Below are 12,819 nucleotides of genomic sequence, written 5' to 3'. Positions count from 1 at the left end.
CGCGCGGCCTCGTACGGACCCGCACGGCCTGTGCGATGACGGCCACAGGACCCGTCTCCCGCCGGGATGGCCCGATCACCTCGGCGACCGGGCCGACGATGGGCGGATCAGCCCTCGAAGGTCACAAGGGCGTGCTGGTAGCGGGTCTTGCCGTTCTCGTCACCGCTGTGCGAACGGCCCACGAGGACCCGGTTGTAGTCCGCCTGGAAGGTGTGCCTGCTCTCCTTGAGGTCGCCGCTCCAGACGGCGCCGGTGAGCCGTACCGGACGGCCCTGCCAGGACAGCGTGGCGGTACGGTAGCGCGTGGTGCCGTTCTCGTCACCGGTGTGCGAACGGCCGACGAGCGCCTGGTCCGCCGGGGCGCTGTAGCTGGACCTGCTCTCCTTCTGGCCGGGGGTCCAGTCCCCGAGGGACACCCGGACCTGCTCGCCGTTGATGAGGATCCAGCTGCAGTAGTACGTGGTCCAGGCGTTCTCGTCACCGGTGTGCGAACGGCCGGTGAGCACCTGGTTCGTCGGGCAGGTGAACTGCGTGCCCCACTCCGGCACGTTCTCGGAGTAGGCCCGCTCGACCCTGATCGTCACCGCCGCGGTGGACGCGGCCGAGGCGGGAGAGGCGACGGTCAGTGCCGCCACCGCGGCGGTCGCCGCCACGAGGGGCACGACCCTGCCATACGTCCTCATCTTCATCTCCATCGGTTCCCTTCTGCGTGCGATCACATTCAGAGAGGCGGCGCGGTGAAGATCAATTTTTGGTCGTACCCCCGGTGAAGATCGTCCCCCTGGGAGGTGATCCACCGGTCCCGCTCGCGGCCTACCGAGGATCCCCCTGACTGTTGACGACGCCCCCGCGCCCGTCAGCGTCCGGGCATCCGCGTCGGCATCCACGGGTGACGCAACGCCATGACGGTGCCCTTCACGATGGCCTCCTTGTAGGCGGCGGCCGTCCGCCCGGTGAGCACCATCTCGACCGGGCTGTCGTCCCCGCGCACGAACTGGATCAGACCGTCGCGGCGGCCGAGGCTGACGCACTGGTTGGCGTACCTGAAGCGCACCGGATCGGGCGTCCGCCCCGCCAGACGCGCGGTGATCGCCCGTACAGCCTGCTGGGCCACCGGAAGCCCCGTCGCGCAGGCCATCCGCAACTCCACGCCGTCGGCCGTGCGCACGGCCGCCGCGTCGCCGATGCCGTACACCTCCCGGTGCGAGACCGAGCGGAGCGTCGGGTCCACCAGCATGCGCCCGTCGTCGTCGACGGAGAACCCGGCCTGGCGCGCCAGCTCGGGAACCCGGAAGCCGGTCGTCCAGATCGTGACGTCGGCACCGAGCCGCTCTCCGCCCTCCAGCGTGACGTGGTCGTCGTGCACCTCGGTCACCCTGGCGTGCTCGCGCACCTCGACGGCGAGACGGCCGAAGGCCGCGTTGAGGTGCCGTTGGGCCCGCCGCGACAGCGCGCCGCCCAACGCCCCCTCGGTGACCAGCCGTACCTTCACCTCCGGCAGGCACTCCGCCAGTTCGGCCGCCGTCTCGATGCCGGTGAGCCCGCCCCCGACGACGACCGCGGTGCCGCCGTCCCGCAGCCGAGTCCTGAGCCGCTCGGCCTGGTCGAGGGTGGCGACGGTGTGGGCGTGCTCGGCCGCTCCGGGCACCGGGCTCAGGTCTGCCTGGCTCCCCAGCGCGTAGACGAGTGTGTCGTAGCCGATCTCCGGGGCGTGCGCCGGCCGTACCGTCCGGGTGTCGGCGTCGATCCCGGTCACCGTGTCGACGACCAGCTCGACCCCGGTGCCCGCGAGCAGGTCGGCCAGCGGCAGGTCACGAAGACGCTGACCGGTGACGAGCTGGTGCAGCCGTACCCGCTCCACGAAGTGGTCCCGCCGGTTGACCAGGGTGACCCTGGTCCCCTTCTGCCGCGCCGCCAGCTTGGCTGCGACCAGCCCCGCGTACCCCGCTCCGAGAACCACGATGTGATGGGTCATCTGTCTCTCCCTTTCTCGCCCGCTGAGAACCGGTCAGGGGCCGGGAACGTGACGTGAACTGCGTCACACCGCCCGAGCTGGGCGTGACCTGGGGCGATGACGGCCTGGGCGGCCGCCCCGCGCTCTCTCCGCCACGGAGGTCGAGCGCCTGCGGGCACGGCCGGTGACGGCGGCCCGTGCCGGACGCGCCAAGCGCCGACCGACGTCGTACGGCGGGACCTGGGCTTTCGCCAGCCTGCAAAATCGTGACTTTACGGAATGTCAAAAACACTCCACAATCACCGCGGGGGGACAAACGCCAAAAGACGATTCGACAGGGACATCATGCAAATCGGCAGACGATCCTCCGGGACGGTCCTCCTCAGCCTCGGGTTTCTCACGGTGGCGTTACTGACGGCCATGCTGGCGATCAGCATGGCCGCCGCCCCGTGGGGGGGCATCGCCCACGCGTCCACTCCCAGCCCCAGCCCCACGAGCACGCAGACCAATCCCGGCTCCCCGACGCGTCCTGTCGGCCTGTGGCACTGCCCGGTGCCACTCGCCCCCGTCACCCAGACCGGCTACGCCTCCATCTGCTGGAGCGCCTCGTCGGACGAAAGCGGGGGCGTCATCTACGACGTGTACCGCCTGGACGTCGACGGCTTCGTCCTCGCCGCCACCACGACCTACCCGAGCAGCGTCGTCTCCGGCGAGTTGAACCGCCGGTACACGCTGTACGTCGTGGCCAGGGACGCGGAGGGGAACGTCAGCCCGCCGTCCGAACTGATCACGGTGCCGGCGCTGACCGGGATGACCCCGTCGCCCTCGCCGTCCCCGAAGCCCGGCGACCGCGTGCCGCCGAGCCGGCCGACCGGCCTGCAGGACGCCTGCCTGCAGGACTACCGGGGCGCCACGTTCTGCTGGCAGCCCTCGACCGACAACGTCGGGGTCAAGGAGTACGACGTCTACCGTGAGAACCCGTCGGCCTACGACAGGGTCGGCACGATCTCGTCCTCCGGCATCCTGAACTTCGCCGAGTCCGACGTGGTCGTCGGGCGGCGCTACAACTACTTCGTGGTCGCCCAGGACGACGCCGGCAACCTCAGCGAGCCGTCCTCCATGCTGTCCGTCCTGGCCAGGGAGGGCTTCCCCACCCCGACCCCGACGTGCACGGTCTCCTACCGCGCGGCGACGTGGAGCTCGACGCTGAACGCGGAGATCAACGTGCGTAACATCGGCACGACCCCGATCGACGGCTGGACGCTGTCGGTCGACTACCCGGCGTCGTCCGCGCAGCTCACCTCGGGCTGGTCCGCGGACTGGACCCAGAACGGCTCGCGGATCAGCGGCACGAACAAGCAGTGGAACAAGGTCGTCAACCCGGGTTCGACGACCCAGATCGGGTTCACCGCCTCCTACAGCGGCGCCCAGCCCGCCCCCCTGAGGTTCGCCCTCAACGGCAGGCTCTGCTCCGTCGAGTAACGACCACCTGACGAGAACGGGCCCACGGGATCGGCGCAATCGCCCGTGGGCCCGTTCCTCTTCTCCGGGACCGGGGAAACCCGGCCGACGCCGCGGACGAACGCGTCACGACTTTTCGTCGACGGCAGAGAAAACGCCGAAGGCGTGACCGCGCGGAGAAACCCTCGCCGAAAAAAGCCCGGGCTCAATTGAACGCGGAACGAACCAGGTGAACCCGGGCCGGAATTCGGCGCTTTCCGCCCACACAGAAACCCCACCGATTGGCCTTGAACAGTCCGGGCCTGGTGATCTCACGGCCTGACGCCTTCGGGGAATCCGGTCCAGCGCAGGCCGGGTGGGAGGTGGCTCATGTCGTTGAACATCACGATCGTCGGTGGCAGGCCGTCGCGGTACTCGATGACCGTCAGCGCGGTGTTGGCGCTGTTCAGCCCGAGCCACCGCGACGGCGGCGCGTCCAGCGCGTGCCGTACCAGCCACGCGATCGGATAGGCGTGCGTCACCAGGACCTCGTGGGTGGATCTCGGAGCCCTCGCGGCCGAGCCGGTGACCTTCGCGAACCGGGCGACCAGGGCCTCGGCGAGGCTCTGGCCGGAGGCCGCCTCAGCATCGTCGTAGCCGTCGAAGAAGCCGGCCCAGGACGGAGGCGTCTCGGCCGCGGTGGGAACGTAGGGCACATGGTCGACGAGTTCGGCGGCCTCGATCACCGGCACGTCCGGTAGACGACGGGCGAGTTCACGCGCGCTCGCCACGGCACGCGGTAGCGGAGAGTGCCACACGACGTCGACCGGCACACCCGCGAGCCGTTCGCCCAGCAGACCCACCTGTCGACGCCCGGTGTCGGTGAGTTCCCCGAACGCGTCGGCCGCGCCGTGACGCACGAGGTAGAGGTGTCTGGTCGTCATGCGTGGTCAGGGGCGGGGGCCCCGTCTCCTCTCGGACGGAGGTGGTCGGCCGTGACGGTTCCGGCGGTGCCGTCAACGGTGATGACGGCGCCGTCGCGGAGCCTGTTCGTCGCGCCAGGAACGCCGAGGACGGCCGGGATGCCGTGTTCTCTGGCCACGATCGCGGCGTGGGAGAGCACGCCTCCCGTCTCGGTGACGACTCCCGCGGCGACGCGCAGCAGCGGCGTCCAGGCGGGGTCGGTGAAGGGGCAGACGAGGATGTCCCCCGGGCTCACCCGCGCGAAGTCGCCGAAACCACGGACGATCCTCGCGGTGCCGGTCACGGTCCCGTGGCTGCCCGGCGTCCCGGCGAGCCCGGTGGCCGTGACGTCCGAGGCACCGGAGAGGGGTGGCGGGAGCGCGGCGGTGACCGGCCGTGCCTGCAGAATCCAGACGCGGCCGTCGGCGATCGCCCACTCGACGTCCTGCGGGCCGCCGAGCACGGCGGCGACCCGTTCGCCCAGCTCGGCCAGCCGCGTGGCGGTCGCGTCGTCGATCGCCGGCTGGTCCCGGGCGGCGACGGGCACGTCGTGGACGACGAGCCGTGTGCCCCTCCGGTCAAGACGCCGCCGTTTGTCCGCGACGGTACGGACGACCGACCCGTCCCTGGAGACACGGTAGGCGTCAGGGGTGACCCTGCCCTCGACGACGCTGGGGCCGAGACCCCAGGACGCCTCGATCCGGGTCACGTCGTCCGGACCCGCGGGAGTGAACATGACCCCGGACACCTCGGCGTCCAGGTGGCGTTGGACGATGACGGCCATCAGAAGGTCGTCGCAGCCGGAGCCGGCCCGGTAGGCGACGGCACGCGGGGAGAACAGCGAGGCCCAGCAGGCTCCTACGGCTTCGGCGACCTCGTCGGGTCCGTGCACGGCGAGGAAGCTCTCGTGCTGACCGGCGGCCGACGCCTGACCGGTGTCCTCCTTCGCCGCCGATGACCGTACGGCCACGGACGGCTCGCCGAGCTCGTCCAGCGCGCGCCCCAGCGCGTCGATCACGGCGGCGGGGACCGGGCGGGCCCCGATCGTCTGCCGCGCCGCGTCGGCGTCGTCCGGTCCGGCCGCGAGGTAGGCGGCGAACGGGACGACGAAGCCGTCGGGAACCGGCAGACCCGCCCTGAGCAACGCGCCGAGCGCGCCGGCCTTGCCCCCGCAGGTGTCGGCGACGGCCTCCCCAAGGGAAACGATCATCCACTTCGCCCTTCAACAGAACGTTGACAACAATTTGTTGATTGTGCATGCTGGGACGCATGTCACGCAAGGACGACATCGCCTCCGGCGCGCACGCCGACCACGCCCAGGCCGGGCGTGAGCGGGACGCGCGTGAGCGGCTTCTTGACCTGGGCGCGGACGAGCTCGACGCCCGTCCGTGGCGTCCCCCGCCCGCCCCGCTGTCGGCGGTCGACCTCGTGCAGTTCGCCGTCTGGCGCAACGCCGACCTGGACCCGGAGGGCATCCTGGACGCGCTCGCCCTCCTGCCCGCCGCACGAGCCGAGGTCGAAGGGCTCGAATCCGCCCTGCTGTTCATCGCCAGAAGCGCGGGCCTGACCTGGGCGCAGATGGCGCACGTGATGGGGTTCAACTCCCCGCAGGCATGCCAGCAGCACTACACCCGCCTGACCGCACGACAGGACACCGGCTCATGACACACGACTCCTCGCCCGACCTCCTGATCCTGCACGCCGTACGCGTCACCGGGTTCGCGGACACCCCGGTGATCGCCCGCCGGTACGGGCTCGACACGGCCACGGCGGAAGAGGTGCTACGCGAGGCCGGGAGCCGTGGCTGGGTCGAGCACACCTCCTTCGCCGACACCAGAGGCTGGTCGTTGACCGAACCCGGCCGGGCCGAGAACGAGCGCCGGCTCGCGGCCGAACTCACCCTCGCGGGCGCCGCCGACGAGGTCCGAGACGTCCACCGCAGGTTCCTCCCGCTGAACGCTCTCCTGCTGCAGGCCTGCACCGACTGGCAACTCCGGCCCGCCGCCAACGATCGGCTCGCCGTCAACGACCACTCCGACCCCACCTGGGACGCCGGAGTCCTCCACGAACTGGCCTGCGTCGGCCGGGCGCTCACCCCGCTCGTGGACCGGCTCGGTCACGTCCTCACGCGGTTCCGCGGATACGACACACGTTTCGCCGCGGCCCTGGCACGCGCGCAGGCGGGGGACGGCGCCTGGGTCGACCGCACCGACGTGGACTCCTGCCACCGTGTCTGGTTCGAACTCCACGAGGACCTCATCGCCACCCTCGGCCTCACCCGCCACGCCCAGCCCTGACCCGCCGTACGGTGCCCACCTGGATCACCCACGGATCGGCGATCCCGCAGCGGCGAGACGACCGACTTCGCGGATCATCATCCAGGCCGAGACGCCGAACCTCTTCAGTGGTCCTGCCACCTGGGCGACTTCTCATCCGCGGCGGACGCATCACGACCTGCGGTGCCTTGACTTGAGATAGTCGTTCACCCACTTCTTGCTGCTGCGCCACATCCCGTCGTCGCCCTTGACCGCACGCAGGCGCCCCCGTGCGGCAGCCACCCGGAGGGCGTTCTCGGTGACGTCGCGTGTCGCGAGGGCGGGCAGGGGGACGAAGCTTGACCGGACCGGCCACCGCCGGCATGACAAAGCGATACAGATTCGTCGTCACGCTGCGTGAGACGAGTTCGCCCAACGGGCCGAACTCGTCATTGTCGGCTCGGCGCATCGCCTGCGGATACTTGTCACGGTCGCGCTTGTAGATGATCGCCGGTGGATAGCCGATCCTGCCGAGTATCAAGTTGAGCACCAAACGGCCCGTCCGCCCGTTGCCGTCAAGGAACGGATGTATCTGCTCGAACCGATTGTGAACATGTGCCAAGCGTTCGGGGAGGGGCTCCTCGGACTCACCGCGGAGGCCATCGACGATCTTCACCCAGTCCCGCATCCGGGAGTCGACCTCCGGCCATGACGGCGGCCTCATACCCCCGGGGAACTTGGCGATCTCATGTCGCCGGAAGTTCCCCGGACCTTCGGCAGGGGTGGCGTGCGGGTGAGGGTCCACAGCCCACACGAGCGACATGGCGGTGTGATGTATCTGCCGAATCTCCTGGAGCGTGATGAGATCTCCGTTCTGCCAGTCTCCCGGCTCCAGTGCCTGCCCGTACACCCACTTCGCGGCGTCGGCGTACCCCCTCACCTCCATGTAGTCCCTGAGAGGCTTCGCGCCCACCACCCGGCCCTCCTCAAGGAGCTTCTCCACCTCCTGCAACACGAGCGTGTTGCCCTCGATCGCAGTGCTGTTGTGAGTCTCCTGGTGCCAGATGTCAGACCAGATGTCCTCCGCCTCAGCAGGCGAAGGCAGCCCGCCCAAACGGTCACGAAGCTCTCGAACGGCCTCGTCGAGAGGCTGGCACACAGTCGCCCTGGACGGTCTGCCCGGTCCTGACACCGGCTCTCCCATGGTTTTGTTCGGCTGAGTCGATGTAACCCGAACAAAACCAACCCGCCTTGTTCGCTCCGGCCGAAAAAATCGAACCGAACAACTTACCGACGGGGCGGCACCGCGACCGAGCCTCCGCCGACGCCTCCACCCCCGAGCACAGACCCCTACGCCCGGCGAATGAACCGCTCCCTCCGAAGACCATGAACGACAGCAACGGGCAGCGGCCGACCTTGTAAGGCATCGCCGACGACACGCGGAACCTAGTCCTGGGTGGTTCGTCCCAGAGCGACGGCCTCGTGCACAACGCCGAGGAAGCGCTCGATGGTCGCCTGCTCCGCGGCGTCGAACCGGCCCATGACGGCGACGATCTCGTGGATGAGCGGGCCGAAGAAGCCCCATCCGAGCGCGACGGCGCTCTCGTCCACTTTCAGCAGCACCCGCCGACGGTCCCGGGTGTCGCGTTCCCGGCGTACGTGACCGAGTCTTTCCAGCCGGTCGACCACCGCCGTGGTACCCGCGGAGTTGAGGCCGAGACTCGCCCCCAGCGTTCCCGGGGTGGCGGGCGTGCCCGTACGGGCGGCGTCCAGCAGGCAGATGAGCGCGCGCACATCGGTCGGATGAAGATCGTGTTCGGCGGCGAACCTCTCTCCCATGCGGTCGAGTTCCACGGTGATGGCGCGCAGCAGATGGACCACCCGCATCCCGGCGTCCTGTTCGTACACGTCCCCGCCGCCCTCCCGGCTCCTCGTCACCGCCCCAGTATGACATTATCTCGCCCAACGAGATTATTGATGAGCGAGCTACTTATCGGGGTGGGCATGTCCGAGAACGGGAACACGACCTTCCTCTCCGCCTACGACACGGTCCTCGGGCGCTGGCCGGTCCGGGTCGAGTCGATCGACCTGCCGTCGGTGTACGGCACGACACGGGTGAACGCGTGCGGCCCCGCGGACGGCCCACCACTGGTCCTGTTGCACGGCGGTGGCACCACGGCGGCGATGTGGTTCGCCAACGTCGCCGCGTTCGCGCACCGCCACCGGGTGTACGCCGTGGACCGCATCGGCGAGCCGGGACGGAGCATCCGAGGCCAACATCCCCCTCGCGACGTCCGCGACCTGCTCGGCTGGCTGGACGGGGTACTCGACGGGCTCGGGGTCGAGAACGCCGCGGTGTGCGGGCACTCCTACGGCGCGTGGATCGCCCTGACGTACGGTCTCCACGCGCCCCGGCGGGTCCGGCGGCTCGTCCTGCTCGATCCGACACAGTGTTTCGGAGGGTTCCGGGCGGGATACCTGGCACGCGCGCTGCCGTCCCTCGCGCGGCCGACGGCCTCGCGCGCGCGGGCGTTCCTGGCATGGGAGACCGGCGGCGCGCACGCCGACCCCGCCTGGCTGCGGCTCTACGGACTGGCCGCGGAGTTCCCGGACACGAGGATCGTGACCGGGAGGCGGCCCAGGCCCGGATCGCTGCGCGCGCTCACGACTCCGACCCTGATCCTCCTCGCCGGCGGCGGCAGGGCGCACTTCCCGCACCGCGTCGCGTCCGCCGCCGCACGCCTTCTCCCCCACGCGGAGATCGCGGTGCTGCCGGGCCTGTCCCACCACGCGATGCCGTGGCACGAGGCCGCCGACCTCAACACCCGCGTCGTCGACTTCCTCCACAGGACAGCGATGTGAGACCCCGAACGGCCCGAGACCGTACCTCCGCACCGTGGGACTCGGACGAGCCCCAGCCTGACGTCGGCGCCCCCGATGCCGCAGTGGTCGTCCTCACAACCAGGCCCTGACCGCGAAGACCAGGGAGACCACCAGGACGACCGCCCCGACGATCAGGAACAGCGCGCCGTGAAGCACGCCACCGCCGCCCGCCCCGTCCACACGGACACGCTGGGGTCGCTCGGGGTCGTAGACCACCATGACCTGCTGGCCCGGACGAACCGGCGACGGGTTGAAGCCCAGATCCGACTCGGTCTCCACCACGGAACCCTGCACCGTCTGGAACCGCAGGGTGGGGTAGTACACGCCCCTGTGATGGCCGCCGGACCGGCGCAGTCTCACGACGACGCCCGGCACCCGCGCCCCGTGCCGCCGCAGCCACCGTCCAACGGTGATGGTGCGGACGCTGGTCCCGATGAACACCGCTCCGAACACGATCCCGACCAATGGCATGATGCCTGTGTCCACTGCCTCCCCATCTCGTTCGAGGGCCGCCGTTCGCGATCCTGTCCGAGGGCCCGCGCCGCCGAAGCCCGACCCGGCCGATCACCCGCCGGTGATCGCGTCAGCAGAAGGAGCGACGGGGTCGCGGCAGCTTGCCGGACGCCCCGTGGCCCTTGCGATTCCCCGGCATGAACCTGCCCCGGCGCATGACGCTCCTGCGTGACGGCCCGGTGTGATGTACGGCAGCAGGATTCCGGACCGCGATTGCAAGCGACTTGGATCTTGCTGCAGGACGCACGACCGTTCGCGGCGGCGGAACGCGCCACCTCGCCGAACGGCTCGCCGTACAGAGGTCCACGGCCGATCTCCGGTATGCCGCTTCCACACCGGCCCGTGACCCGGCATCTGGATGGCGGTTGGGGAACCGTCCGCTGATCCGCCGCCGAACTACCGGATGAAGTCCAGGCAGCGAAACGGCTCGTCCCCGGGCGAGCCGTACGGCGAGAGGCGCGGAGCCACTCCTCGGCCGACACCGGCCACTCGGATCCGATTCCATCGCAAGGCGAGCCGTCACCATGTGTTTTCGGGCCTGAGCCAGCAGTTCCTCCGCCTATGCTCGGCTCGCCGCCACTCTTTCGATCTCACCGCGGCCGAGCATGCCCTCAAGTGCGGCACGCCCCTGCTCCCACCTCACCGGCTCTCCCTCTTTTCGATCTTGAGCCGGACAACTGTCGCGGTCCGGACAAAGGATCACCTGATCGGCTCCCCATCTCCGGCTTCAGGTGTCGGTGTCTTTCGGGTGACGGGGTGAGGCATAGACGATCCAGACAGTGCGAATGGCGTCATCGATGACATAGCGGACGCGCCCGCCGCTGGTGACCTCGAATTCCCATTGCTCCAGGTCCTGGCCATTATGACGATGAGTCGCGAGGTCACCGCGTAGGCGATGTCGACGCTCGTGATCCGCTCGTGAGCGGAGATAGGCGCGCGGTGCCTCGAAACATCGGCGTGTGTTGCCCAGGGCGTGGCGGCACAGTTCCTCCCACCCCTTGACCGCATCACTGGCACCGAACCGGATGCCCCATTCGTCATCCGGAGGCGGGACCGTGACCCGGTCACCGCGTTTCGGGCTCACGCCGAAACCTCTACCGGCCCGTAGTCACCGCCTGTGGCCTTGCGAGCCTGGGCGTAATGGGCGGGATCGGCCTTGATCCGAGCGGTCGCCCGCCAGCCCCGCGATGACCTCCTGTGTGGTGAGGTCGACATCCAGTTCCGCGGCGTCGGAGAGCGCCTCCACCAGTTCGAGAGTGAAGGCGCGCAGTTCGTCGGAGGTGAGGTGGCGAACCCAATCGTGCGTCGGTCTTCACCCACGAAGTTTGCGAAGTCGCGGCGCCAGATCGGGGATGTCCTCCAGCTCGCCCGTCGCCACGGCGATGACGAGCCTTTCGGCTTCGTCCACGTCCTGATACTCCAGGATCTCCCCGTTGTCCTCCAGAAAGGCGACGGACGCCGCCCAGGCGAGCCGCTTGTTACCGTCCACCAGAGGGTGCCCGATCAGAATGCTCTGCATCAGAGCCGCAGCCTTCTCCCACAGGTCCGGATAGGCGTCTTCGCCGAAGACGGTGGTCTGCGGGCGCAGCACGGCTACGTGCAGTTGGCCGCCGTCGCGGAGAAGGACCTCGGGCAGCACCACCTCGGCCAGGGCGAGAAGGTCCGAGGTCGTCGGATAGAGCGTCATCGAGCGAGCCGCTCCAGCAACTCCCGGTCTCGTTCAGCGATCTTCCGGCCCATCGTCTGATAGCGCTCCCGCCTCCGTCGGGCGATGTATTCCTCGATGGCCACCACCATCGCCGAGTTGACGCTCTGCGCGTCAGCCCCGGCGATCTGCTTGATCTGCTCGTACGTCTCATCCGGCAGTCGAAGCCGTGTCTCAGCCATACGACCGACGGTACCATTTTTTGGTACCACTTCTCGGTGACACAAGGACCCTTAAGTCCTGTTCCCGAGAAGTGGACACCGCTACTGGTCGGCAAAGCCGACATCATGAGCCGCACCGCTGTCCGCCCTCACCGAGTTGTCGGCGACGACCCAGGTTCGAACAGCCGATACGACGGACGACCTCAGATCAACCATGACCAGACAGCAGACGACCCGTGTCCAGAAAGTTGAGCGCGAGCCATACGGCGGAGCGCCGTGGAGCTACGCCTCGCCGGACGTCAGGCCCACCGGGCAGGCCACGCCCGTTCCGCCGATTCCGCAGTAGCCGTTTTTGTTGCGGTGGAGGTACTGCTGGTGATAGTCCTCGGCGTGGTAGTAGTCGCCCGCGGGGGCTATCTCCGTGGTGATCCTGCCGTAGCCCGCCTCGTCGAGCACCTTCTGGTAGGCGTCGCGGGAGGCCAGGGCGGACTTCTCCTGCTCGGGCGAGTGGTAGTAGATCGCCGAGCGGTACTGGGTGCCGACGTCGTTGCCCTGGCGCATGCCCTGGGTCGGGTCGTGGTTCTCCCAGAAGACGCGCAGCAGTTCCTCGTAGGAGACGCGGGACGGGTCGAAGATCACGCGGACGACCTCGGTGTGGCCGGTCTGGCCGGTGCACACCTCCTCGTAGGTCGGGTTGGGCGTGTAACCGCCCTCGTAGCCGACCGAGGTGGAGACCACGCCCGGGGTCTGCCAGAACTTGCGCTCGGCGCCCCAGAAACAGCCCAGGCCGAAGTCGGCGATCTCGGTTCCCTCGGGGTACGGCGGAGCCAGCGGGGCGTCGAGGACCGCGTGGCGCGCGGGCACCGCGATCGGGGTGGTACGGCCCGGCAGCGCGTTCTCCGGGACGACCATGGAAGTCTTGTCCTTGCCGAACAGCCAGCCCAT

The 12,819-nt window shown here is 69.3% G+C and carries 15 protein-coding genes; 4 read left to right on the top strand and 11 right to left on the bottom strand.

The window, feature by feature from the left end; translation table 11 throughout:
* Positions 1 to 107 precede the first annotated feature (107 nt).
* Together ABZ470_RS19155 and ABZ470_RS19150 are read right to left on the bottom strand one after the other, a co-directional pair.
* Positions 108 to 683 (bottom strand): hypothetical protein, encoded by a 576-nt coding sequence (locus tag ABZ470_RS19155; RefSeq protein WP_362780815.1) that lies wholly within the window; start codon positions 681 to 683, stop codon positions 108 to 110.
* 173 nt (positions 684 to 856) lie between these two features.
* Positions 857 to 1,975 carry an FAD-dependent oxidoreductase gene (locus ABZ470_RS19150; protein WP_362912534.1) on the bottom strand — a complete coding sequence of 373 codons (1,119 nt, stop codon included), beginning with the start codon at positions 1,973 to 1,975 and terminating at the stop codon, positions 857 to 859.
* 381 nt (positions 1,976 to 2,356) lie between these two features.
* On the opposite strand from ABZ470_RS19150, the gene ABZ470_RS19145 reads away from it, so the two are divergent.
* Positions 2,357 to 3,436, top strand: a complete 1,080-nt coding sequence (locus tag ABZ470_RS19145; RefSeq protein ID WP_362912532.1) for a cellulose binding domain-containing protein — start codon at positions 2,357 to 2,359, stop codon at positions 3,434 to 3,436.
* A 290-nt stretch (positions 3,437 to 3,726) separates the two neighbouring features.
* On the opposite strand, the gene ABZ470_RS19140 is transcribed toward ABZ470_RS19145, so the two are convergent.
* Together ABZ470_RS19140 and ABZ470_RS19135 are read right to left on the bottom strand one after the other, a co-directional pair.
* Positions 3,727 to 4,338, bottom strand: a complete 612-nt coding sequence (locus ABZ470_RS19140) for a histidine phosphatase family protein (protein WP_362912530.1) — start codon at positions 4,336 to 4,338, stop codon at positions 3,727 to 3,729.
* Positions 4,335 to 5,567 carry a PEP/pyruvate-binding domain-containing protein gene (locus ABZ470_RS19135; RefSeq protein ID WP_362912528.1) on the bottom strand — a complete coding sequence of 411 codons (1,233 nt, stop codon included), beginning with the start codon at positions 5,565 to 5,567 and terminating at the stop codon, positions 4,335 to 4,337. Before ABZ470_RS19135 ends, ABZ470_RS19140 begins: the two co-directional genes overlap by 4 nt.
* 59 nt (positions 5,568 to 5,626) lie before the next feature.
* On the opposite strand from ABZ470_RS19135, the gene ABZ470_RS19130 reads away from it, so the two are divergent.
* Positions 5,627 to 6,022, top strand: coding sequence for a DNA-binding protein (locus ABZ470_RS19130; RefSeq protein WP_362912526.1), 396 nt, complete (start codon positions 5,627 to 5,629; stop codon positions 6,020 to 6,022).
* Positions 6,019 to 6,654: a transcriptional regulator gene (locus ABZ470_RS19125; protein WP_362912524.1), complete on the top strand. Its 636-nt coding sequence runs from the start codon at positions 6,019 to 6,021 to the stop codon at positions 6,652 to 6,654. The genes ABZ470_RS19130 and ABZ470_RS19125 overlap by 4 nt, the downstream gene beginning before the upstream one ends.
* Here ABZ470_RS19125 and ABZ470_RS19120 read toward each other — a convergent pair.
* Both ABZ470_RS19120 and ABZ470_RS19115 read right to left on the bottom strand, forming a co-directional pair.
* On the bottom strand, positions 6,632 to 7,726 hold the full coding sequence (locus ABZ470_RS19120; protein WP_362912522.1) for a Fic family protein: 1,095 nt from the start codon (positions 7,724 to 7,726) through the stop codon (positions 6,632 to 6,634). The genes ABZ470_RS19125 and ABZ470_RS19120 overlap by 23 nt on opposite strands.
* 332 nt (positions 7,727 to 8,058) lie before the next feature.
* Complete coding sequence (locus ABZ470_RS19115) at positions 8,059 to 8,550, bottom strand: MarR family transcriptional regulator (RefSeq protein ID WP_362912520.1); 492 nt, start codon at positions 8,548 to 8,550, stop codon at positions 8,059 to 8,061.
* Positions 8,551 to 8,589: 39 nt separating this feature from the next.
* On the opposite strand from ABZ470_RS19115, the gene ABZ470_RS19110 reads away from it, so the two are divergent.
* Positions 8,590 to 9,474, top strand: coding sequence for an alpha/beta hydrolase (locus tag ABZ470_RS19110; RefSeq protein ID WP_362912518.1), 885 nt, complete (start codon positions 8,590 to 8,592; stop codon positions 9,472 to 9,474).
* A gap of 93 nt (positions 9,475 to 9,567) precedes the next feature.
* On the opposite strand, the gene ABZ470_RS19105 is transcribed toward ABZ470_RS19110, so the two are convergent.
* From ABZ470_RS19105 to msrA, 5 genes are all read right to left on the bottom strand, one after another.
* The gene (locus ABZ470_RS19105) at positions 9,568 to 9,966 is read right to left on the bottom strand and encodes a DUF3592 domain-containing protein (protein WP_362912516.1); all 399 of its coding nucleotides are present in this window, start codon (positions 9,964 to 9,966) and stop codon (positions 9,568 to 9,570) included.
* Positions 9,967 to 10,735: 769 nt separating this feature from the next.
* Positions 10,736 to 11,092, bottom strand: coding sequence for a hypothetical protein (locus tag ABZ470_RS19100; protein ID WP_362912514.1), 357 nt, complete (start codon positions 11,090 to 11,092; stop codon positions 10,736 to 10,738).
* A 228-nt stretch (positions 11,093 to 11,320) separates the two neighbouring features.
* Positions 11,321 to 11,695 (bottom strand): type II toxin-antitoxin system death-on-curing family toxin, encoded by a 375-nt coding sequence (locus ABZ470_RS19095; protein ID WP_362912512.1) that lies wholly within the window; start codon positions 11,693 to 11,695, stop codon positions 11,321 to 11,323.
* Positions 11,692 to 11,895, bottom strand: coding sequence for an Arc family DNA-binding protein (locus ABZ470_RS19090; RefSeq protein ID WP_362912510.1), 204 nt, complete (start codon positions 11,893 to 11,895; stop codon positions 11,692 to 11,694). The genes ABZ470_RS19095 and ABZ470_RS19090 overlap by 4 nt, the downstream gene beginning before the upstream one ends.
* 261 nt (positions 11,896 to 12,156) lie before the next feature.
* Positions 12,157 to 12,819 (bottom strand): peptide-methionine (S)-S-oxide reductase MsrA, encoded by a 663-nt coding sequence (gene msrA / locus ABZ470_RS19085; protein WP_362912508.1) that lies wholly within the window; start codon positions 12,817 to 12,819, stop codon positions 12,157 to 12,159.

Source organism: Streptosporangium sp. NPDC020072, from assembly GCF_040631445.1.
GTDB lineage: Bacteria > Actinomycetota > Actinomycetes > Streptosporangiales > Streptosporangiaceae > Streptosporangium.
The sequence above is the reverse complement of the archived record's forward strand: the minus strand, read 5'-3'. Positions and strand labels throughout refer to the sequence as shown.

What these genes read in the sequence shown, in the direction of transcription:
- ABZ470_RS19155 (WP_362780815.1), bottom strand. Translation starts at nt 683, where the DNA reads ATGAGGACGTATGGCAGGGTCGTGCCCCTCGTGGCGGCGACCGCCGCG.
- ABZ470_RS19150 (WP_362912534.1), bottom strand. Translation starts at nt 1,975, where the DNA reads ATGACCCATCACATCGTGGTTCTCGGAGCGGGGTACGCGGGGCTGGTC.
- ABZ470_RS19140 (WP_362912530.1), bottom strand. Translation starts at nt 4,338, where the DNA reads ATGACGACCAGACACCTCTACCTCGTGCGTCACGGCGCGGCCGACGCG.
- ABZ470_RS19135 (WP_362912528.1), bottom strand. Translation starts at nt 5,567, where the DNA reads ATGATCGTTTCCCTTGGGGAGGCCGTCGCCGACACCTGCGGGGGCAAG.
- ABZ470_RS19130 (WP_362912526.1), top strand. Translation starts at nt 5,627, where the DNA reads ATGTCACGCAAGGACGACATCGCCTCCGGCGCGCACGCCGACCACGCC.
- ABZ470_RS19125 (WP_362912524.1), top strand. Translation starts at nt 6,019, where the DNA reads ATGACACACGACTCCTCGCCCGACCTCCTGATCCTGCACGCCGTACGC.
- ABZ470_RS19110 (WP_362912518.1), top strand. Translation starts at nt 8,590, where the DNA reads ATGAGCGAGCTACTTATCGGGGTGGGCATGTCCGAGAACGGGAACACG.
- ABZ470_RS19105 (WP_362912516.1), bottom strand. Translation starts at nt 9,966, where the DNA reads ATGCCATTGGTCGGGATCGTGTTCGGAGCGGTGTTCATCGGGACCAGC.
- ABZ470_RS19095 (WP_362912512.1), bottom strand. Translation starts at nt 11,695, where the DNA reads ATGACGCTCTATCCGACGACCTCGGACCTTCTCGCCCTGGCCGAGGTG.
- ABZ470_RS19090 (WP_362912510.1), bottom strand. Translation starts at nt 11,895, where the DNA reads ATGGCTGAGACACGGCTTCGACTGCCGGATGAGACGTACGAGCAGATC.
- msrA (WP_362912508.1), bottom strand. Translation starts at nt 12,819, where the DNA reads ATGGGCTGGCTGTTCGGCAAGGACAAGACTTCCATGGTCGTCCCGGAG.